The 20468-nt window shown below is 71.1% G+C and carries 22 protein-coding genes and 1 tRNA gene; 6 read left to right on the top strand and 17 right to left on the bottom strand.

All coding sequences use genetic code 11. The features are described 5' to 3' along the window. Positions 1 to 35: 35 nt before the first annotated feature. From Q8791_RS02805 to Q8791_RS02785, 5 genes are all read right to left on the bottom strand, one after another. Complete coding sequence (locus Q8791_RS02805) at positions 36 to 590, bottom strand: PIN domain-containing protein (RefSeq protein ID WP_330089955.1); 555 nt, start codon at positions 588 to 590, stop codon at positions 36 to 38. A gap of 1 nt (position 591) precedes the next feature. Then, positions 592 to 1041: a helix-turn-helix domain-containing protein gene (locus Q8791_RS02800; protein ID WP_330089954.1), complete on the bottom strand. Its 450-nt coding sequence runs from the start codon at positions 1039 to 1041 to the stop codon at positions 592 to 594. Between the two features lie 135 nt (positions 1042 to 1176). Continuing rightward, a complete protein-coding gene (locus tag Q8791_RS02795) occupies positions 1177 to 2733 on the bottom strand; it encodes a tripartite tricarboxylate transporter permease (protein ID WP_330089953.1) in 1557 nt (518 codons plus the stop codon). Continuing rightward, entirely contained in the window at positions 2733 to 3428 is a 696-nt protein-coding gene (locus Q8791_RS02790; RefSeq protein WP_330089952.1) for a tripartite tricarboxylate transporter TctB family protein, read from the bottom strand. The genes Q8791_RS02795 and Q8791_RS02790 overlap by 1 nt, the downstream gene beginning before the upstream one ends. Further along, on the bottom strand, positions 3425 to 4417 hold the full coding sequence (locus Q8791_RS02785) for a Bug family tripartite tricarboxylate transporter substrate binding protein (protein WP_330089951.1): 993 nt from the start codon (positions 4415 to 4417) through the stop codon (positions 3425 to 3427). Before Q8791_RS02785 ends, Q8791_RS02790 begins: the two co-directional genes overlap by 4 nt. A 210-nt stretch (positions 4418 to 4627) precedes the next feature. Between Q8791_RS02785 and Q8791_RS02780 the strand changes: the two genes are divergently transcribed. Together Q8791_RS02780 and Q8791_RS02775 are read left to right on the top strand one after the other, a co-directional pair. Further along, positions 4628 to 6289 (top strand): sensor histidine kinase, encoded by a 1662-nt coding sequence (locus Q8791_RS02780; protein WP_330089950.1) that lies wholly within the window; start codon positions 4628 to 4630, stop codon positions 6287 to 6289. Beyond that, a complete protein-coding gene (locus tag Q8791_RS02775; RefSeq protein ID WP_330089949.1) occupies positions 6286 to 6972 on the top strand; it encodes a response regulator in 687 nt (228 codons plus the stop codon). The genes Q8791_RS02780 and Q8791_RS02775 overlap by 4 nt, the downstream gene beginning before the upstream one ends. Here the strand turns inward: Q8791_RS02775 and Q8791_RS02770 are convergent. Then, positions 6954 to 7574 carry a Uma2 family endonuclease gene (locus Q8791_RS02770; protein ID WP_330089948.1) on the bottom strand — a complete coding sequence of 207 codons (621 nt, stop codon included), beginning with the start codon at positions 7572 to 7574 and terminating at the stop codon, positions 6954 to 6956. The two genes, Q8791_RS02775 and Q8791_RS02770, sit on opposite strands and share 19 nt — an antisense overlap. 161 nt (positions 7575 to 7735) lie before the next feature. Between Q8791_RS02770 and Q8791_RS02765 the strand changes: the two genes are divergently transcribed. Continuing rightward, on the top strand, positions 7736 to 8104 hold the full coding sequence (locus Q8791_RS02765) for a VOC family protein (RefSeq protein ID WP_330089947.1): 369 nt from the start codon (positions 7736 to 7738) through the stop codon (positions 8102 to 8104). 43 nt (positions 8105 to 8147) lie between these two features. Here the strand turns inward: Q8791_RS02765 and Q8791_RS02760 are convergent, their stop codons facing one another. Together Q8791_RS02760 and sigJ are read right to left on the bottom strand one after the other, a co-directional pair. Beyond that, on the bottom strand, positions 8148 to 9302 hold the full coding sequence (locus Q8791_RS02760; RefSeq protein WP_330089946.1) for an FAD-dependent oxidoreductase: 1155 nt from the start codon (positions 9300 to 9302) through the stop codon (positions 8148 to 8150). 4 nt (positions 9303 to 9306) lie between these two features. Continuing rightward, on the bottom strand, positions 9307 to 10215 hold the full coding sequence (gene sigJ / locus Q8791_RS02755; RefSeq protein WP_330089945.1) for an RNA polymerase sigma factor SigJ: 909 nt from the start codon (positions 10213 to 10215) through the stop codon (positions 9307 to 9309). Between the two features lie 304 nt (positions 10216 to 10519). Here sigJ and Q8791_RS02750 point away from each other — a divergent pair, with 304 nt between their 5' ends. After that, complete coding sequence (locus Q8791_RS02750) at positions 10520 to 11062, top strand: GNAT family N-acetyltransferase (RefSeq protein WP_330090136.1); 543 nt, start codon at positions 10520 to 10522, stop codon at positions 11060 to 11062. A gap of 176 nt (positions 11063 to 11238) precedes the next feature. On the opposite strand, the gene Q8791_RS02745 is transcribed toward Q8791_RS02750, so the two are convergent. From Q8791_RS02745 to Q8791_RS02720, 6 genes are all read right to left on the bottom strand, one after another. Next, positions 11239 to 11451 carry a hypothetical protein gene (locus Q8791_RS02745; RefSeq protein ID WP_330089944.1) on the bottom strand — a complete coding sequence of 71 codons (213 nt, stop codon included), beginning with the start codon at positions 11449 to 11451 and terminating at the stop codon, positions 11239 to 11241. Between the two features lie 89 nt (positions 11452 to 11540). Further along, entirely contained in the window at positions 11541 to 11753 is a 213-nt protein-coding gene (locus Q8791_RS02740; protein WP_330089943.1) for a hypothetical protein, read from the bottom strand. A 329-nt stretch (positions 11754 to 12082) separates the two neighbouring features. Next, positions 12083 to 12601 carry a hypothetical protein gene (locus Q8791_RS02735; RefSeq protein WP_330089942.1) on the bottom strand — a complete coding sequence of 173 codons (519 nt, stop codon included), beginning with the start codon at positions 12599 to 12601 and terminating at the stop codon, positions 12083 to 12085. Positions 12602 to 12797: 196 nt separating this feature from the next. Then, complete coding sequence (locus Q8791_RS02730) at positions 12798 to 13466, bottom strand: SDR family oxidoreductase (protein ID WP_330089941.1); 669 nt, start codon at positions 13464 to 13466, stop codon at positions 12798 to 12800. An 88-nt stretch (positions 13467 to 13554) separates the two neighbouring features. Further along, positions 13555 to 14541: a 2-oxoacid:ferredoxin oxidoreductase subunit beta gene (locus tag Q8791_RS02725; RefSeq protein WP_330090135.1), complete on the bottom strand. Its 987-nt coding sequence runs from the start codon at positions 14539 to 14541 to the stop codon at positions 13555 to 13557. 70 nt (positions 14542 to 14611) lie between these two features. Further along, positions 14612 to 16462 (bottom strand): 2-oxoacid:acceptor oxidoreductase subunit alpha, encoded by a 1851-nt coding sequence (locus Q8791_RS02720; RefSeq protein ID WP_330089940.1) that lies wholly within the window; start codon positions 16460 to 16462, stop codon positions 14612 to 14614. A gap of 496 nt (positions 16463 to 16958) precedes the next feature. On the opposite strand from Q8791_RS02720, the gene Q8791_RS02715 reads away from it, so the two are divergent. Next, positions 16959 to 17822 carry a M48 family metalloprotease gene (locus Q8791_RS02715; protein ID WP_330089939.1) on the top strand — a complete coding sequence of 288 codons (864 nt, stop codon included), beginning with the start codon at positions 16959 to 16961 and terminating at the stop codon, positions 17820 to 17822. 82 nt (positions 17823 to 17904) lie between these two features. Here Q8791_RS02715 and Q8791_RS02710 read toward each other — a convergent pair whose 3' ends face one another. Next, a complete protein-coding gene (locus Q8791_RS02710) occupies positions 17905 to 18402 on the bottom strand; it encodes a YajQ family cyclic di-GMP-binding protein (protein ID WP_330089938.1) in 498 nt (165 codons plus the stop codon). 237 nt (positions 18403 to 18639) lie between these two features. Here Q8791_RS02710 and Q8791_RS02705 point away from each other — a divergent pair. After that, positions 18640 to 18721, top strand: a tRNA-Tyr gene (locus Q8791_RS02705). 112 nt (positions 18722 to 18833) lie between these two features. Here the strand turns inward: Q8791_RS02705 and Q8791_RS02700 are convergent. Both Q8791_RS02700 and Q8791_RS02695 read right to left on the bottom strand, forming a co-directional pair. Continuing rightward, on the bottom strand, positions 18834 to 20243 hold the full coding sequence (locus tag Q8791_RS02700; RefSeq protein WP_330089937.1) for a tyrosine-type recombinase/integrase: 1410 nt from the start codon (positions 20241 to 20243) through the stop codon (positions 18834 to 18836). After that, the gene (locus tag Q8791_RS02695; RefSeq protein WP_330089936.1) at positions 20243 to 20458 is read right to left on the bottom strand and encodes a helix-turn-helix transcriptional regulator; all 216 of its coding nucleotides are present in this window, start codon (positions 20456 to 20458) and stop codon (positions 20243 to 20245) included. Before Q8791_RS02695 ends, Q8791_RS02700 begins: the two co-directional genes overlap by 1 nt. Positions 20459 to 20468 lie beyond the last annotated feature (10 nt).

Raw genomic sequence — 20468 nt, 5'->3', positions numbered from 1 at the left:
GACGAGGAGCGGCCCCCGGCGGACGGTGCCGGGGGCTATTCGGACTGGAGTTCCGCGACGGTCTGAGTCAGACGGTCACGCTCCAGGCTGGACAGGACGTCGTCCACCGTGGCGGGCGGGTCCCGCCACGAGTCGGCGATCTGCTGAACGCAGGACCACACCACCTTCCGGTTCAGATGGATCTGGTCGAGCAGGAACGCGTCGGGGCTCCGCGCCTCGACACCCCAGGGGGCCAGTGCCCGGGCGGGGAAGTCACCGAGGTCCCAGGTCACGATGACCTGGGCGTGCGCCCGAACAGCTGCCGCGAGCACATGCCTGTCGTCGGGGTCGGGAAGTACGAGAGCGTCGACGAGCGGCTCGAAATCCATGACCAGACAGTCCCTGACGGCCCGGATCATCAGTTCCCGGGTCCGGGCGAGCTTCTCCGGGGGGATGTCCGGCCGGTTCCTCCCGAGGTTGTCGAAGACCTCGTCGAGAATCCTCTGTGTCCACTTGGCCTGGACCAGACCGCCTCTGGCCACGCGAATGAGGAGGTCGCGCAGGGTACTGGGGTAGAGGACGTTCGCGTCGTAGACAACGACGAAGGGCATGTCAGTCGAGTCCCAGTTCCCGTGTCATGGCGGAGAGCTCGTCGGCGGCCTCGCGGCGCCGCTGGTCATCCCGGCGAAGGTAGTCCATGAGTGAGTCCGCTCGTACCCGGCGGTGGGTGCCCACCTTTCGGTACTCGATCTCACCCGTCTCCAACAGGCCGATGAGGTAGGGCCTGGAGACGTTCAGCATGTCCGCGGACTCCTGCGTCGTCAGCTCGGCGTGGGAGGGCACCACCGAGACGCCCCGCCCGGCTGCCATGTGCGCGAGCACCCCCGCGAGCAGTTCGACCGCCGAACGCGGCAGGACGAGTTCCTCGCGGCTGTCCTCCACGAGGACGGGCACGGTGGTCAGTTCCTCGGGATGCTCCTGGAGGTATCTGCGCACTCGTGCGAGGGCGCTGTGCGCGGCACGTGCCTCCTGCGCGTCCGGTCGGCTCGACAGTACGGTCACTGGCCCTCCTCCATCTGGACTTCCTCCTCGCATTATCCGCAACAAACGCAACAAACGCAATAAGCGAAACAGACGAGGAGCGGCCCCCGGCGGACGGTGCCGGGGGCCGCGGAGGGAAGGTCGCGGGCGGAGGGGTCAGCCGAGGTCCGCGGTGTCCCGCTCGACCGCGGCCGCCGACGTCCGCTCGGCCCGGCGGCGCCGCAGGTGGGCGATCACCGGGATCACGGCGGCCAGCAGAACCAGCACGTACAGGGTGATCGAGATCCCGCTGCCGACCAGGATCGTCGGGTCGCCCGACGAGGCGGCCAGCGCCCGTCGGAACTCGGTCTCCGCGATCGGGCCGAGCACGACACCGATGAGCGCGGGCGCCACCGGGACACCGAACGTCCGCATGGCCAGGCCGAGCAGCGCCACGCACAGCAGCATCACCAGGTGCACCACCGACGTGTTGATCGCGTACACCGCCAGCACGGAGAACAGCGTGATGCCCGCGTACAGGTACGGCTTGGGCAGCTTCAGCAGCTTCGCCCACAGCGGCGCGAACGGCAGGTTGATGACCAGCAGCATGACGCTGCCGATCAGCAGGCTCGCCAGGAGCGTCCACACCAGGTCCGCGTTGCGCTCGAACAGCACGGGCCCCGGCTGGAGGCCGTACTGCTGGAACGCCGCCAGCATGATCGCGGCGGTCGCCGACGTCGGCAGACCCAGCCCCAGCAGCGGCACCATCGTGCCCGCCGCACTGGAGTTGTTCGCGGCCTCCGGACCGGCCACACCCTCGATCGCACCCTCGCCGAACTCGTTCCGCACACCCCTGCGCTTCGCACGGCGCTCGGCCAGCTTGCGCTCCAGACCCAGGGACAGGAAGGTCGGGATCTCCGCGCCGCTGCCCGGGATCGGACCGAACGCGCTGCCCAGAGCGGTGCCGCGCAGCCACGGCTTCCACGACCGGGCCCAGTCCCGCCGGCTCAGCCACGCGCGGCCGGTGCGGATCGCGGAGAGGTCGGCCCCGGTCCTGCCGCGGGCCGCCACGTACATCACCTCGCCGAGGGCGAGCAGGCCGACGGTGACGATGACGATGTCGATCCCGTCCAGCATGGCCGAGGATCCGAAGTCGAAGCGAGCGCTACCGCTCTGGCTGTCGATGCCGACCATGCCGATCGCCAGGCCGATGAGCAGCGAGGCCAGCCCGCGCAGCACCGATCCGGACACGACCGCGGCGACGGCCACGAACGAGAACACGGTCAGGGCGAAGTACTCGCCCGGGCCGAAGTTCAGTGCCAGGGACACCATGACCGGGGCGAACAGGGCCACCACCATCGTGCCGATCATGCTCGCCACGAACGAGCCGATGACCGCGGTGCCCAACGCCTGGGCGGCCCGGCCCTTGAGAGCCATCTTGTGGCCCTCGTAGGTGGTGGCGATCGACGACGCCTGACCGGGGGTGTTCAGCAGGATCGACGTGGTCGCCCCGCCGAACATGCCGCCGTAGTACACGCCCGCGAACAGGATCAGGGCGCTCGTCGGGTCGAGCCGGAACGTCACGGGCAGCAGCAGCGCCACCGCCATCGCCGAGCCCAGACCCGGCAGCACCCCCACGGCGGTGCCGAGAAGCACACCGAGGAAGGCCCACACGAGGTTCTGCGGGGTCAGTGCGGAGACCAACCCGTCGAGCAGGAGGGGGAGAGCATCCATCAGAGCACCAACTCCAGGAAACCGCCGGGCAGGCTCAGCCCGAGACCGAGCGAGAAGCCGACCTGTACGGCAGCGGACATCGACAGCGCCACCACGGCGTCACGCAAGTAGGCGCGGGCGCCGAACGCGTAGGCCACCACCCAGAACAGCAGGGCCCCCGCGAGCAGCCAGCCCACGAACTCCAGCACGGCGACGTGCACCACCAGACCGGCCAGGATGATCAGCACCGGGCGGCCCTCGAACCACGCCAGGGCGTTCCCGGCGGAGCCCGCGCCCGACCGGAGGTTGCGCACGTTGACCAGGGTCAGGAGCGCGGCGACGACCAGCAGCAGGGCGCCGATCGCTCCGGGGAACGCCGCCGGCCCGGGCCGTGTGGCGTTGGGCGGGGCCTCGATGGTGAACGCGCCCCACACGCAGACCGCCCCCACGACGGCCACCAGGGCGGGGACGACCCACATGGCCGGCCCGCTCCACGGTGCGGTCTCCGGGTCCGGTTCCGTCTCGGCCGCCGTGGCGTCCGTGCCGGCCCCGTGCTCCGGAGCCCCCGTGTCCGTCGTGTCCTCCGGAGCCGCGGGCGCGGCCACGGCCGCCCCGTCCACCCCGGCGGTCGCGGTCGCCTCCTCCGGCCCGGAGGCGGAGACCGACCCGCGGTCCCCGGCGGTCCCGGAGACCGACTGCTCGCTGTTGGCCGTCACAGCCCCAACTCCTCTACGGTCTCCTGCGTCAGGGACACCTCGGCGTCGAGGAACTCCTCGAAGTCCTCACGCGACTGGAAGGTGTCGGTCCACCGGTTGCGCTCCAGGGTGCTCGCCCAGGCCTCCGTGGCCAGCAGGTCCCGCACCAGCACCTCCAGCCGGTCGGCCTCCTCCTCGGTCAGCCCGGGAGGGGCGATGACGCCCCGCCAGTTCGACATCTCCACGCCGTAGCCCTGCTCGACGATGGTGGGGATCTCCACCCCGTCCAGCCGCTCGGGGGAGGAGATGGCCAGCGCGCGGAGCGGGCCGCCGTCCTCCACCTGGTCGCTGAAGTCGCCCAGCGTTCCGAAACCGACCTCCGACGTGCCCGACAGCAGCGAGGTCAGCACCTCGCCGCCGCCCGAGTACGGCAGATAGTTGATCTCCCCGGGGGCGATGTCCATGGACTGCGCCACCTGCGCGGCGAAGATCTGGTCCACCCCGCCCATCGAACCGCCCGAGACGGCCAGCGTCCCGGACCGGTCGCGCCAGTCCTCGGCCAGGTCGTCCAGCGACTCGTAGGGGGAGTCGGCGGGAACGACCACGGCCAGGTACTCCGACGCCAGCTGGGCGATGGGGGTCGAATCCTCCATCGTGTACGGCGAACCGGTGGTCTCCACCGCGCCGACCATGCCCAGGCCCGTCATCGTCAGGACGTTGGCCTGCCCCTCGCGGCCCGCGGTCTGCGCCAGGCCGATGGTGCCGCCCGCGCCCTCCGCGTTGCGCACCTCGACGTTGAAGCGCAGGTCCTCCTCGCGCAGCCCGTTCTGCATCTCACGGGCCAGCGTGTCCCAGCCTCCGCCGGGTCCGGCGGGGGCGATCAGCAGGAGCTTCTCCTGCTCGCCGCTCCCCGACGCCGCGCTCTGCCGCACGTCGAACAGCGCCGTCCCCACGAGGAGGAGGGCACACAACCCGCCTCCCACGCGGAACAGCACGCCGCGATCGCGCATGGGTGCTCTCCTCTTCGATCGTCCAGGGCCTCACATGCCTCCCCGGCGCCCTGGCGTCGAGGAGATCCAGGCCACAGTGTGACCCGGGGCACGCCCATGTCAGATCTTTGTTAAAACTGGAGTCATATTGGTCGTATTGTTCGTGACACGCCCACCTGGGCGTTTGCCCGGCCGGGACCCCGCACCCCGGCGCAGGCGACTGGAGGACACATGACGACGCACACCGCGCGCGGCCGTCTCTCGCTCACAGGCTCCCTGTTCATCGGCTACGTGCTCCTGCTCACGGTGGCCCTGGCCGCCGTCGGCACCCTCTGGGCGGTCCACCTCGACCGGGCCACGGACCGCCAGTACTCTGAACGGGTCCTGAGCGTGGCCCGGTCCGTCGCCGTCATGCCCGAGGTCGCCGACGGCCTCCGGTCCTCCGAGCCGAGTGTCGTCCTCGACCCGATCGCCGACCACGTCTCCGCCGCCACCGGCGCCGACTTCGTGGTCATCGCCTCGCCCGACGGGATCCGGCACACCCACCCCGACAAGGACCTCATCGGGCGGACCGTGTCCACCCCGCCCGGTCCGGCTGCGGAGGGCGTCGAGTGGAGCGGCGTGGAGGAGGGGACGCAGGGGCGCACCGTCCGCGCCAAGATCCCCGTGTTCTCCGGCGGCGGCTCGGTCAACGGCGGCGACGCCCGCGGCGAGGTGGTCGGCTACGTCTCCCTCGGCATACTGACCTCCAGCGCCGCCACCGAGGCCCGCGAGTCCGTCCCGGCGATCCTCGGCATGGTCGCCGTCGTCCTGGTCCTCGGAGTGTGCGGGGCGTGGGTGCTCTCCCGCCAGGTCAGGACCAAGACCTACGGGCTCGAACCCGCCGACATCACCGCACTCCTGGAAAGCCGGGAGGCCCTGCTCTACGCGGTCCGCGAGGGCGTTCTCGCGGTGGACCGCGCCGACCGCCTCGTCCTGGCCAACCCGCCCGTGCGGGACATGCTCGGCCTGCCCGACGACGCCGAGGGCCGCCACCTCGACGAACTCGGGCTGTCCGAGCGGGTCCGCGACATCGTCTCCGGCGACGACCCCGGGGACGACCGCCTCCTGCTCGCCGGGAACCGCATCCTGGTCGCCAACCGGATGCCGGTCCGTGTGCGCGGAGAGGACGCGGGCGCCGTCGTCACGCTCCGGGACCGCACCGAGCTGGACCGGCTCACCGGCGAACTCGACGGTGCCCGCACCGTCACCCGGGGGCTGCGCGCACAGACCCACGAGTTCGCGAACCGTGTGCACACCGTCGCGGGGCTGCTCGAACTCGGCGCCTACGACGAGGCCCGGTCCTACCTGGCCGACCTGTCCGCGACGCACACCCGCACCAGCACGGACATCTCCGAGCACGTCTGCGACCCAGGCGTGGCCGCACTGACCATCGCCAAGTCGGCTCAGGCGTCCGAGATGGGCGTCGACCTGCGGCTGTCCCCGATGACGAGTGTTCCCGCGCTCGACAGGAAGGTACGCTCCGACGCACTGCTCGTCCTCGGGAACCTGGTCGACAACGCGCTCGACGCGGTGGCGTCGACCCCGCACGGGTGGGTGGAACTGATGGTGCGCCTGCACACCGCCGACAGCGGGCTGCCCCACGACCTGTTGGAGATCCGGGTGACCGACTCCGGGCAGGGGGTGGCCGACGACGTGGCGGAGGAGATCTTCCGGCTCGGGTTCACCACCAAGGCCTCCCGGGACGGCGGCACGCGCGGGCTCGGACTCGCGCTCGTGAAACAGGTGTGCGAGAGCAGAGAGGGAAGTGTCGAGATGGAGGCGCCCGACGCCGACGAGGGCGCGGTGTTCACCGCCTGCCTGCCCGTACCGGCGGCGGTGGTGCCGTCGTGATCCGCGTCCTCGTCGTCGACGACGACGTACGCGTGGCCCGCAACCACCAGGAGCTGGTGGAGTCGCTGCCCGGGTTCTCCGTGGTGGGGGTCGCGCACACGGCCGCGGCCGCCCTCACCCAGATCCACGGCCACCGGCCCGACCTGGTCCTGCTCGACCTGCACCTGCCCGACGCCTCCGGGATCTCGGTGATGCGGGCCCTGCGCGCGTCGGTGGCCGGTGCGGCGCCCCAGCAGACCGACTTCCTGATGATCACCGCGGTGCGCGACATCGCCCAGGTCCGGTCGGCCCTGCACGGCGGGGCCGTGCACTACCTGCTCAAACCGTTCCCGCTGAGCGCGCTGCGCGACCAGCTGGAGCGCTACGCGGTGGCGCGGCGGCAGATGGACGCCTTCGGGGAGGCCACCCAACAGGACGTGGACCGGCTGTTCGGGCTCCTGCGCCCGCCCGCGGCCAGGTCGCTGCCCAAGGGCCTGACCTCGGCCACCGTCGACCTCGTCGCGGGGGTGCTGCGCGACGCCCCGGACGAGGTGTCGGCCTCGGAGGTCGCCGAGCGGGCCGGTGTGTCCCGCGTGACGGCCCGCCGCTACCTGGAGCACCTGTGCGCGGACGGCCGCGCCGAGCTGCGCATGCGCTACGGCTCGGCGGGCCGTCCGGAACACCTCTACCGCTGGGTCGCCTGACCCTCCTCGGGCACGTCGCCGCCGATGTGTGCCATCCAAGGGCCGTTGGCCGTCAGCCAGTGCGGCACGAGCCTGATGGGGAACGGGACGTCGGTCTCGAAGACCTCCTCGCCGTAGACCTGGGCCACCTCCTGGTAGACCCCGTTCTCCAGGCGCAGTTCCACTAGGCCGACCTTGTCCGCGAGAGCGTTGATGATCCAGTAGGAGTGGATCCCGAACGCGGCGTACTCGTGGCGTTTGGTGTGGTTGTCCCTCAGGACGCTCTCGGGAGAAACGATCTCGACGGCCAGAAGAGGGGGCACGTCGAAGTACCCCTGTTCCGGAGGGTCGTAGTCGAAGACGGCCAGGTCCGGGATGCGGTGGTGCGTTCGCTCTGAGTTCAGGTTGAGGCCGGGGTTCTCCCCTATCTCGAACTCGCCGCGGCAGAGGTTGTTGAGATGGGTGGAGAGGCGGTTCGCCGCCCGGAAGTGCTTGGACATGGGAGCCGGTGACACGTCAAGCCGCCCGTCGACCAGCTCGTACCGGCGCCCGTCGTCCGGTGTGTCGGCCAGGTCGTCCACGGTCAGGCCTCGTTCGGGTACTTCCGGATGCCTGGTAGTCATGACAGACCTACTGCCTCCTCGTGTTCATGACCGCCAGTATCCGGCCTCACGCTCTGTTACCGGCGGGTTTCACCGGAGAAGTCCGAAGCGGCGCAGGTGATTTTCATGAAACCGGCCGTCACCGCCCGCGAACGTCCGACCGCGCGTGCCACACTCGCGGCATGTTGGATCACCTGAGTGTCCAGGTCAGCGACCCGGCGGCGGCTCTCGCCTTCTACGACGCGGTCCTCGCCCCCTTGGGCGGTCGGCGCCTCCTCGACTTCGGGGACGTCGTCGGTTACGGCACGGACCGACCCCGGTTCTGGGTCGGTCCGCTCACCAGCGGGTCCGGCAACCGCGAGGTGCACATCGCCTTCGCCGCCCCCGACCGGGCGGCGGTGGTCGCCTTCTTCTCGGCAGCCGTGGTGGTCGGAGCGGAGGTCCTGCACGAACCGAGGATGTGGCCGGAGTACCACGAGAACTACTACGGCGCCTTCGTGCGCGACCCCGACGGCAACAACGTCGAGGCCGTCTCCCACGGACCCGCCTGAGGTCCGCCGCCGGGCGGAGGCAGCCGCGGTCCTCCGACCGGGATCAGGACGCCCCGACCCCGCTCCTGCTCGTCGCCGCGTCGGCGGCGGCGACCGCACTGGTGAACGCCACCTCCCCGAGCAGGCCCGGCGCGGCCACCGAGTCACCCGCCAGGTAGACGCCGTCCCCGCGATCGACCGCGGGACGGTCCCGCCAGGTGCGGCCCGGCAGGTCCAGCGCCCCGGTGCGCCCCCGCGCGACCTGGTCGCGACGCCACGTCACCCTGTCCCTCCAGCGGGGGAGGGACAGGTCCAGCAGCCGCTCCAGCCGCTCCGCGCACTCCGCCCGGGACTCGCCGGCGCGCACCGGCACCTGGGCCTGCACAAGCTCCTCGCCCTCCGGCGCGAGGGTGCGGTCCACCTCCGTGTAGCGCTCCAGGAAACCGCACTCGTCGCCGTCGAAGACGATGAAGGGATCCCGTCCCCGGCGCAGCCCCAGGTCCACCATGAGGGTGTGCCCGCTCTCCCACTCCAGGGAGTCGTCCCCGAGGAGCGAGCGGGCCGCCGCCAGCGACGTCGCCACGATGACCGGGCCGGCGGGGAGCGAGTCGAGGGAGTCCACCCTGGCACCCGTCGCGATCCGCACCCCGCGTTCCCGGGCCCGGGCGGCCATCCACTCCACCAGCGGCGTCCAGCCGCCGACCATGTAGCGGGCGGAGGGCCAGGCCGGGGTGGTCACCCGCAGGAACCTGTCCCAGACGAACTCCGCCGACAGCCTGGAGGGGTCCGCGTCGAAGAGCGCCACGCCCATCATGCTCGCGATCGTCCCGGTGGTCTCCGCACCGAACCGCTCCCGCCCCCACGACCCGAAGTCCCGGTCGTGCGGGGCACGCAACCCGCGCCGGGCGGCGGCGCGCAGGAGCCCGACCGGCGGCGCGCCGAGCCGCCCCCGGTGGCGGAACCGGACCCCCGCCAGAGCCCGCGCGGGAAGGCGCAGGCGGGGCGGGAGCAGGCCGCGCCCGGCCAGCCACCGGTAGGGCGCCCCGTCGCCGTACAGGACGTGGGGCCCCTCGTTGGCGACGTACGGCGGTTCGGTGGCGCGGGCACGCCCGCCCAGGGTCCGGTGCGCCTCCAGCAGGGTGACGTTCGCGCCCTTCTCGGCGCCGGCGATGGCCGCGGTCAGTCCGGCGAGGCCACCGCCCACAACGGTGATATCCATACCCCTACGACGGATCCGGTGTCCGCAGGCGTGACATCTTGTCGGGATTGGCCACCAGGTACACGTGCTGGACCCGGTCGTCGACCACCTCCAGCACGACCAGCGCCACCACCCGGCTGCCGAACGAGACGGCCGCCGCGGGGCCGCCGTTGACCTCGGTGACCTCGAACCGGATCTCGTCCCAGGGCACCGGGGAGGCGATCCCGAGCGACGCGAAGAACCTGTCCGCGTTGCCCGGCAGGGACGCCAGGAACCGGCCCACCTTCGACGCGCCCTCCAGAACCCGCAGGGGGGCCTTGGCCTTGCCCCCGCCGTCTCCGACCAGGGTGGCGTCCTCGGCGAGCAGACCGGTCAGACCCGCGAGGTCCCCCTCCATACAGGCGCCGAGGAACCGCTCGGTGATCCGGCGCCGGGCGGCCGGGTCGGCCTCGAACCGGGGCCTCCTCTCCTGGACGTGGTCGCGGGCCCGACGGGCCAGCTGCCGCGTGGCGGCCTCCTCCCGCCCGATGACCCGGGCGATCTCCGCGTAGGGGAACTGGAAGGCCTCGCGCAGCACGAACACGGCCCGTTCGAGGGGGGTCAGGGTCTCCAGGACCACGAGGAGCGCGAACTCGACCGAGTCGGCCATCTCGGCCCGCGCGGCGCCGTCCGGGGCCTCGCTGACGGGTTCGGGCAGCCACTCGCCGACGTAGGACTCGCGGCGGGACCGGGCGCTGCGCAGCCGGTCGATGGAGAGGCGGGAGGTGACGGTGACGAGGTAGGCGCGCGGATCGTCGACCCGCCCCGGATCGACGGTGGACCAGCGCAGCCAGGCCTCCTGGACCACGTCCTCCGCGTCGGAGGCGCTGCCGAGGATCCGGTAGGCGACACCGGTCAGGAGGGAGCGGTGCTCTTCGAAGACATCGGTCGTCATGTCAGGTAGACGTATCACCCCCCGTCCGGCGTGACATGCCTCCCGGGCCCGTTTCCCGCCGGCGCGCCAGCCCTCGCCTCCGCCCCCGCCCCCTGCTCCGCGCCCGGTGGAGCGCCGCTCCGGACTCGGGGCCCGGCCCGGCGCGACCCCGACCGCCCGCCCTGTGGCGCGGCGCCGGTCCGCCGCAGCCCCGCCCGCCGACGGCCGTGCCCCGGTCGGCGCCGCGGTCCCGCCCCGCCCGTGGACAGGGCCGTGACCAGGGGTAGCGTGATGCGGTCCGCACAGGAGAAAGGGGTGCCGCGTGGTGTACCGACTGCGTGAGTGGGAGGCGGGGGACGCCGCCAGGGTGCTGGAGGCCTTCGGGGATCCGGAGCTGGCGTGGCAGGACCCCGAACCGTCGACCACGCCGGACGAGGCCGCCGGGTGGATCGACCGGCGCCTGGACCTGGCGCGGGAGGGGACGGCGTTCGGGTTCGCGATCGTCGAGGGCGACGGTCCGCCCCTGGGGCACGCGCAGGTGTCGGTCACCAGCAGGGCGCACGACCTCGGCTGGGTGTCGTACTGGACGCACGCGGAGGCGCGGGGGAGGGGCGTGGCGACGGCCGGGGCGCTCCTGGTCTCCTCGTTCGCCTTCGCCGAGCTGGACCTGTTCCGCCTGGAGCTGGGCCACCGGCTGAACAACCCGGGCTCGTGCCTGGCGGCGTGCCGGGCGGGATACCGACCGGAGGGGACGGAGCGGCAGAAGCTGCGCTACGGCACCGAGCGGTTCGACACGGGCACGCACGCCCGGCTGGCCACCGACCCCGTGGAGGGCGTCGAGCTGCGCGCCTGCGGTTCCCGCCCCTGACCCGGGCACGCGCCCCGGCCGTGGCGCGTGCGGACTCCCCGGGAAAAGCAGGACGCGGGGCGCGGAAGGTGCCGCGCCCCGCGTCCACCCCACATGGTCCGGGTGGCGGGGGACTTCCGGATGGCTCCGGGGGACGGAGAGGTCCGGAGGTCCCGTGCCCGGTGAGGGGTACGCGACTAGTCGTCGATGGCGATACCGGAGGTGGAGTCCTTGGAGATCACGTTGCAGCCGCCCAGGTCGAAGCCGGAGAAGGCGAGGACCTCGGCGCAGATCGGCACGGTCACGTTCTGGATGTTGGCGTTGTTGTCCGCGGCGGCGGTCCCGGTCATGGCGCCGAAGGCGAGGCCGGTGGCGAGGAGGAGACCGGAGACGGTGGCGATGCGCTTCATGGTGTTGGTCCTTTTCGGTTCGCGGTGTGTTGGGTTGTGCTGACGGGGCTGCGCGGCCCCGCGTTTCCAGGCCTGTGTTCGACGGTGTGCTAGTCGTCGATGGCGATGCCGCTGGTGGACTCCCAGCTGACAACGTTGCAGCCGGCGCCGCTGACGCCGGAGGCCTTCAGGACGTCGATGCAGATCGGGATCGTGACGTTCTGGACGTCGGCGTTGTTGTCCGCGGCGGCGGTGCCGGTGAAGGCACCGAAGGCGAGGCCGGCGGCCAGCACGAAGCCGGAAACCTTGGCGATACGGGTCATGGCTGATGCCTTTCGGAAGTTCATAACGCTGCAGCGGTAGCCGCCGGAAATAACTTAGCGTAGCCAATCGCATGCGTGGTGTACTTCGCAGGAAGAGTTCAGAGTTTCCTCGGACTTTCTTCGGCTTCATTACTGACATAGCGGACATGTCGCCCCGAGATGTAGTCATCGTGTTACTGAACCGAAAGCACGGCCGAATTCCGCCCCTGACGAATGCATCGGAATCGCCTCGTATCCAGACATCGGGCATGAAAAAGGCCCGCGCGGTGTGTCCACCGTGCGGGCCCCGAACCTCGTGGGCGACGTCCCCCTGACGCGCGCCGAGAGCGCTACCAGCCCTGCTGCTGCCCGTATCCCGGGTACTGCTGGCCGTAGCCCGGCTGCTGCCCGTACCCCGGCTGCGGCTGCCCGTAGCCCGGGTACTGCTGCTGGTCGTACCCCGGGTACTGCTGCTGCCCGTAGCCGGGCTGCTGTCCGTAACCCGCGTACGGGTCCGGCTGCTGTGCCCCCGTCGGCGGGTGCTGGTACGACTGCTGCTGGCCGGAGGGCGCCTGCTGCTGCTGGGCCTGCGCCTTGTCCTCCCCGTCCTTCTTGACGTCGGGGTCCGGGCGGAAGATGAACAGGCGCGCGGGCTTGTCGCCCTCGTCGCCCGGGGTGATGAGGTCCAGCCGCCAGCCGGCCTCCTCGATCCCCTCCAGGATGCGGGTCAGTCCGGGGCGCAGCTTGCTGGAGGGCTCGTCGTAGGCGTTCACCTCCAGCTGGATGATGAACATGCGGCGCTTCTGCTGCGCCGCGACCTTGGCGTGTTCGACGACCGTGCTGTCCCTCACGACCTGCGTGACGCTCATGAATAACCGTCCCCATCTGCTCAGCGTGGAGCTTGCCGTACCCGTCGGGGTGCTACCCGGTCATCCGCGTCCGCCGTGGCGGGACTCCGCCGGGATCCGCTCCCATCATGCCTCGTGCGGACCTGTCTGGCCACAGAGGGACCGAAGCGGCCGCCGACCGGGATCCCTCCCGGTCGGCGGCCGTCGGAGCGGCGGTTCAGGACGCGGTGTCGCGGACGGCCTCGACGACGGGCGTCTCACCGTTCACCAGGTTGAGAACCCTCCCGACGGTCTCCGGTTCGTCCAGGACGGCAACGATCACCGCGGCCACGTCCTCACGCGTCACCGAGTCGCGTTCGACCTCCGCGCCGAGCGACACCTTCCCGGTGCCGGGCTCGTCGGTCAGCCGACCCGGGCGCAGGATCGTCCAGTCCAGCTCCAGGCTGCGCTCCCGCAGGTCGGCGTCGGCGGCGCGCTTGGCCTCCACATAGGCGGCCCACGCCCCGTCGGGGTCCGTGTCCGCGGGCAGCGGGTCGTCCACCCCGATGGCCGAGACCTGGACCAGGCGCCGCACCCCCGCGAGCGAGGCGGCGTCGGCGGTCAGCACCGCCGCCTTGTGGTCCACCGTGTCCTTGCGGGCGGGACCGCTGCCGGGACCTGCCCCCGCGGCGAACACGACGCCGTCGGCGTTCATGATCCTCTCGGTCAGCTCGGTGACGGTGGCCGTCTCCAGGTCGATCACGACCGGTTCGGCCCCGGCGTCGACGACGTCCTGTGAGTGGTCGGGATTGCGGATGAGGGCGACGGGCTCGTCCCCGCGGTCGGCCAGTCTCCTGGCCAGCAGCAGTGCGATCTTCCCGTGTCCCCCGGCGATGACGATACGCATGGGGGAAGCGTATGCCCTTCGCGGCGGAGGACCCCCGGGCCCCGCGCGCGAGTCCGCGCGGGGCCCGGGAGGAACCTGTGCGCGGCCCCTACCCGACGGTCCAGGTGTCCCCGCCGGCCAGCAGCGCCGCCAGATCGCCGTCGCCGTGTTCCGCCCGCGCGTCCGCGACCTGCCCGTTCAACAGGTCGTCGTAGGCGGGACGGCGCACGTCCCTGAACACCCCGATCGGCACGTGCTCGAACGCGGGCCGGTCCAGCCGGGACAGCGCGAACGCGTACCCCGGGTCCTCGCGGTGCGCGTCGTGCCGGATCAGCCGGTCCTCGTCCACCGCGTCCGCGTCCACGACCTCCAGCCCGCCGAACCCGTCGGCGACCACGCCCCGGTCGGGGCCGAGCCGCAGCGGCTCGCCGTGCTCCAGGCGCAGCAGCCTGGTGTCCCGGGCGGCCGGGTCCTTCAGCGGCTCGAACGCGTCGTCGTTGAAGATCGGGCAGTTCTGGTAGATCTCCACGAACGACGCCCCCGGGTGGTCGGCCGCCGCCCTCAGCACCGACGTGAGGTGCTTGCGGTCGGAGTCGACGGTCCGGGCGACGAACGAGGCCTCCGCGCCCAGCGCCAGCGACACCGGGTTGAAGGGGTGGTCCAGTGAGCCCGCCGGCGAGGACTTGGTGATCTTCCCGGGCTCCGAGGTGGGGGAGTACTGGCCCTTGGTCAGCCCGTAGATCCGGTTGTTGAACAGCAGGATGTTGATGTTGACGTTGCGGCGCAGCGCGTGGATCAGGTGGTTGCCGCCGATGGACAGCCCGTCGCCGTCACCGGTCACCACCCACACCGACAGGTCCGGGCGGCTGGACGCCAGGCCCGTGGCGATCGCCGGGGCGCGCCCGTGGATCGAGTGCACGCCGTAGGTGCTCAGGTAGTAGGGGAAGCGGGAGGAGCAGCCGATCCCCGACACCATCACGATGTTCTCGCGGGGCACCCCCAGTTCGGGAAGGAAGGACTGGAAGGCGGCCAGGATCGCGTAGTCGCCGCACCCCGGGCACCAGCGCACCTCCTGGTCGGACCTGAAGTCCTTCATCCTGTAGGCGGTGTCCGTCCTCGGGACCAGCCTCAGCCCTCCGAAGCCGCCCGCCGGGCCGTTCGCGTCGTCAGTCACGGTCGATGACCTCCTGAAGCACATCCGCGAGCTCCTCAGCCTTGAACGGCAGGCCGCGGACCCTGTTGTAGCCGATGACGTCGACCAGGAACCTGCCGCGCAGCAGCAGGGCCAGCTGGCCCAGGTTGATCTCCGGCACCACCACACGCTCGTACCGGGCCAGCACCTCGCCCAGATCGGCAGGGAAAGGGTTGAGGTGCCGCAGGTGCGCCTGCGCCACCCGGCCGCCCGCGCGGCGTACCCGGCGCACCGCGGCGGTGATCGACCCGTACGTGCCTCCCCAACCGAGCACCAGCACGTCGGCCGCGCCGTCGGGGTCGTCCACCGCCAGCGGGGGGATGTCCCGGGCGATGGCGTCGATCTTGGCCTGGCGGGTCCGCACCATCAGGTCGTGGTTGGCGGGCGTGTACGAGATGTCACCGGACTCGGCGTGCTTCTCGATGCCGCCGATGCGGTGCTCCAGCCCCGCGGTACCCGGAACCGCCCACGGGCGGGCGAGGGTCTCCTCGTCCCGCTTGTACGGCAGGAACGAGCCGTCGGGGCCGTTCGGCTCGGTCGCGAACCCCGGTTCGATCACCGGCAGGTCCGACACCTCCGGCAGCCGCCACGGCTCCGACCCGTTGGCCAGGTACCCGTCCGAGAGGACGATCACCGGGGTGCGGTACGTGACCGCCAACCTGGTCGCCTCCACGGCGGCGTCGAAGCAGTCCGCGGGGGAGGACGGCGCCACCACGGGGACCGGCGACTCGCCGTTGCGCCCGTACAGGGCCATCAGCAGGTCGGTCTGCTCCGTCTTGGTCGGCATGCCGGTGCTCGGCCCGGCCCGCTGCACGTCGATGATCAGCAGCGGCAGCTCGGTCATCACCGCCAGCCCGACCGTCTCCTGCTTGAGGACCATGCCCGGCCCGGAGGTGGTGGTCACCCCCAGCGATCCGCCGAAGGCCGCGCCCAGGGCGGCCCCCACCCCGGCGATCTCGTCCTCGGCCTGGAACGTACGCACCCCGAACCGCTTGTGCCTGGCCAGCTCGTGCAGGATGTCCGACGCCGGGGTGATCGGGTACGAGCCCAGGAACAGCGGCAGACCCGACCGCGTGGAACCCGCGATCAGCCCGTAGGCCAGCGCCAGGTTCCCGGTGATGTTCCGGTAGGTGCCCGAGGGGAGCCGGGCGGGTTTGACCTCGTAGGAGACGGCGAAGTCCTCGGTGGTCTCACCGAAGTTCCACCCCGCCCGGAACGCCGTCAGGTTCGCCGCCAGGATGTCCGGCTTTCCGGCGAACTTCGACTCCAGGAAGGACGTCGTCCCCTCCGTCGGCCGGTTGTACATCCACGACAGCAGGCCCAGGGCGAACATGTTCTTGGCCCGCTGCGCGTCCTTCCTGGACAGGTGGGAACCGGCCAGTGCCTCCACCGTCATCGACGTCAGCGCCACCGCGCTCACCTTGAAGCCGTCGAGGGTGCCGTCGGTGAGCGGGTCCCCGGAGAAACCGACCTTGGCCAGGCTCCGCCCGGAGAACTCGTCGGTGTTGACGATCACGGTCGCGCCCCTGGGCAGGTCGCCCAGGTTCGCCATGAGGGCGGCGGGGTTCATGGCCACGAGGACGTCGGGGGCGTCGCCCGGGGTCACGATGTCGTGGTCGGCGAAGTGCAGCTGGAAGCTGGACACCCCCGGAAGGGTGCCGGCGGGCGCGCGGATCTCCGCGGGGAAGTTCGGAAGGGTCGACAGGTCGTTGCCGAACGACGCGGTCTCCTGGGTGAAGCGGTCTCCGGTCAGCTGCATGCCGTCGCCGGAGTCGCCGGCGAAACGGATGATGACGCGGTCGAGCTGTTCGATCTGTTTGGCCACTGAGATCGACGACCTCCTTGGTGAGCCGCCGGTCGTGACGGGCGGCGGCGCTCGGGTGTCATCCCCCGTCCGGATCACACCGCCGCGGGACGGATGTCTGGCTCGGGGGCATGGGACAGCGTTCGCGGCCCTCGCGCTCGCCGGGTGCGCCAACCCGGACTCGCATGGCGCGGTCACACCGCGACTGCCGGGTCGTGAAGGGGCCTGCCTTCAACGACACGGCTCCCCGAACCCCGGGATCATGACGGGGCGACGCCTCGTCGGCCTGGTGTTCGGAGTGATAAGGGCCACGTTCGCACTATAGGTCGTCGCATGCGGCCGGACAGCGGCCGGGTGGCGATTGTCACACCGGGGTCCTCGGGGGGTGGAGGAAGGGAATCCGCAACCGGGATGTGACCGACAGCCCGTCACATGGGGAACGCAAGACGCCGACCCGCACGTTTGTCACGATGTACGCATTCATGGTCGAGGACCGGCTGAGCGAGGAGGTGGCGGCGTGCACGTCAACGTGGCCCGTGCGGTCGGTCTGTTCGTCGGGGTCGCCGTCCTCGTCGTCGCCGTCGGCTGGCTGTGCGGCTCCGAGAAGGGCGCCCAGTTCTCCGTGACCCTGGTGGTCGGCGCCGGGGTGCTCGTCTACCTGTTCGGGGAGTCGCTGGCGCTGCGCGCCATGCGGGCCCGCCCGGTCAGCGAGATCGAGCGGCCCGAGCTCTACCGGATCGTCCGGGAACTGGCCACCGCCGCCCGACAGCCCATGCCCAGGCTGTACCTGTCGCCGATCCGCTCACCCAACGCCTTCGCCGCGGGCAGCAGCCCGCGCCGGGCCGCGCTCTGCTGCACCACGGGGCTCCTGCGCACCCTCGACGAGCGGGAGCTGCGCGGTGTGATCGCCCACGAACTGGCGCACATCCGCTCGCACGACACGCTCATCAGCTCGGTGGCGGCGACCCTGACCGCGGTCATCACCGCGATGACGCTGGTGACGTTCCTGCTCCCGCTGGGGGAGTCCGAGGAGACGGACATGCCCAACCTGCTGGGCGGTCTGATGATGGCGGCGCTGGCTCCGCTCGCCGCCCTGGTCGTCTACTTCGGCGTGGGCCGACGCCGCGAGTTCCGCGCCGACGAGAAGGCCGCCGAACTGACCGGGGACCCGGTCGCGCTGGCCGAGGCGCTGCTCAAGCTGGAGGAGGGGGCACAGCGGTACCCGCTGCCCCGCGACCGCGCCCTCCTGGCCTCGGCGCACGTGATGACGACCAACCCGTTCCCGACCGGGGTGGGGCGGCTGTTCGCCGCCCACCCCCCCACGGACGAGCGCGTCCGGCGGTTGCGCGACCTGCGCCGCCAGTGGGACATGGGCCGGTAGGGGCCCGGTCCCGGCACGGCGGCGGCCGCCCTCCCCGCGACGGAGAGGCGGCCGTTCCGCTCCGGGCGCCGCCGACCGCCGGCTACCGGTAGTTGACGAACTGGAGCGCCAGGTCGAAGTCCTTCTCCTTGATGAGGTTCTGGGCGGCCTGGAGGTCGTCCTTCTTCTTCGAGCTGACGCGCAACTCGTCGCCCTGGATCTGCGCCTTGACGCCCTTGGGGCCCTCGTCACGGATCAGCTTGGAGATCTTCTTGGCGTCCTCGGAGGTGATGCCCTCCTTGAGGCCGATCGGAAGGCGGTACTCCTTGCCGGAGATCTTGGGCTCCTCGGCGGGGTCGAGGATCTTCAGGGAGAGCTTGCGCTTGATCAGCTTCTCCTTGAACACCTCCAGGGCGGCGTTCGCCCGCTCCTCCGAGGTGCTCCTGATCTCGATCCCGTCCTCGCCCTGCCAGGCGATGGTGGTCCCGGTGCCCTTGAAGTCGAACCGCTGGGCCAGCTCCTTGCCCGTCTGGTTGAGGGAGTTGTCGACCTCCTGACGGTCGAGTTTGGACACGACGTCGAAACTGGATTCGGCGGCCACGTTCGCTCACATCCCGCTTGGTCTCATGGATCGCGGGCGCCCGGTGGGCGCCCGTGTGGGTACACGTACGCCCGGGCCGGGATCCCGGCCCGGGCAGGCTTCAGAGCTTAGCCGTGACCTGCTCAGGGTGGCCGAAGGGCCTGCTCGGGACGCGCCCCCGGTTATCGATTACAGGTTCGGGCGGATCATCCGCTATTCTCGTTCATGCGCCGCGACGAACACCGTCGCCGCAGCCCAGGCAGGTTGCCCGAGCGGCCAATGGGAGCGGACTGTAAATCCGTCGGCTTAGCCTTCGAAGGTTCGAATCCTTCACCTGCCACCCTGGGAAAAGACCCCGGTGACCAGCTACAACGCTGGCCACCGGGGTCTTTTGCGTTCCCGGTCGTTCCCGGCCGTTCACGACTGTCCCCGGGACAGTGGCGGGACACTTCTCAGGCCGCTTCTCCCGGCGTGTCATCCGCCGATCCGGGCTCCGGGTCCGTCCCGTCGAAGGCGGCCTCCAGACGCTCGTTCCAGAGCTGATCCCGCCCTTCGAGGCATCCGGCGTAGACGTTCATCAGCACAGCCGGACTGTGCCCCGCGCGCTCCGCGAGGACGGGCACCGGCACCCCTGCGTTGAGGCCCAGCGAGATGCCCGCGCCACGCAGGTCGTAGACCCTGCCGGCAAGCTCCGTCCTGAGCTGCTTCGCGGTGAGCGCCTTCCGACGAACCTGCTGCCAGACACGGCCGTAGGTGCTCTCACTCAGCGGCCCTCCCCGCTTACCGCGGAACAGGTGGTCCTGTCCGGCTTCCACGAACTCGTCGAGGTGGCGCCGGAGAAGGCGCACCAGACGGGGCGGGATCGGGACGTGCCGTGTCTCCTTCTCCGCGCGGTGCTTGAGCTGGCGGTCGTCGTGCGTGGTCCCCGAGTCGGTCCACCCACTGCCCGACCTCGGAGAGGAGTCCTCGAAGGACAGGCTGCCCCAGCCGGTCGAGGGCAGGGACGTGCACGCCTCGCGGTCGAGGGCCACGATCTCCCCGGGACGCATCATGGCGTAGTAGGCGCAGGCGTAGAACGCCACCAGGTCCGGCCGCTCCTCCTCCACGACGGACAGCAGGCGATCCACCAGTTCGGGGCTGGGGAGCCGTCGGCGGTCCACCTGGTTCGTGGTCTTCGGCCGTTCCCACGACACCTTGCCCAACGGACTGGCCGGGAAGATGTCCTTCTCCACCGCGTAGTTCAGCAGGCCGGAGAGCGCAGCCCGCTTGCGGGCGACGGTCTTGGCCGCGGCGGGCTTGCCGTCCATCCGGAGCGCCAACGCGTCCAGAGCCTTCCTGATCAGCTCTGAGCGGCGACCGGGAGCGTCAAGCTCGGTGACCTTCAGAGAGGCGCCCCGGATCCACGCGATGGCCTTCTCGTGCTCCCCGGGGGGCGGCCCCGCCTTGCGGCGCTCGGTGTGGAACGCCCACTGGTAGAGGGCGTCGCGCACCACCTGAGGATCGGGCATACCCCGAGTGGACTTGACCAGAACGGGAGTCAGGACGGCGAACGCCTCGGAGGTTCCCTGCCGGGTCTTAGCAGCGGCCTTCGCCCACTTCAGGTCGGTGAACTCGCACGCGAGGTCGTAGAAGCTGACGGCCTTCAGCTCCCGCGCGACCGATTCCGGCTGGCCGGTCTCCGTGCAGAAGGACTCGCCGTCCTTGGCGGCCTGCTTCAACTTCGTGCGCTCGTTGTCGGCCAGTGCCTCGGTGGTGAACCACTTCGAGAACTCTCGACCGGCGACCACCCAGCGCACGCCGTGGCCGCGCCGGCGCTTCTTCCTGGCGAGTCGGTAGAAGTCGACGTCGTTGGAGTAGGACATCAGGCGACCTCATCCATACGGTCCGACAGCCAGCTGTCGAGGTCGCTCTGACGGATACGCAGCTGCCCGTTGGGAAGCTTGCAGTGTCGGGGCGCGAGGCCCTTCTTACGCCAGTCGTCGAAGGTCGAGCGGGGGACCTTCAGCTCCGCGAGGACTTCGGGGAGCGTGAGCAGGGGGTCGGGGGTCCGGGGGCGCGGGATCGAGTTCTTCGCCATGGTGCTGTTC

The organism is Nocardiopsis codii (assembly GCF_036327455.1).
In the GTDB taxonomy this organism is placed as follows: Bacteria; Actinomycetota; Actinomycetes; order Streptosporangiales; family Streptosporangiaceae; genus Nocardiopsis; species Nocardiopsis codii.
This window is presented reverse-complemented; position numbering and strand designations above follow the sequence as displayed.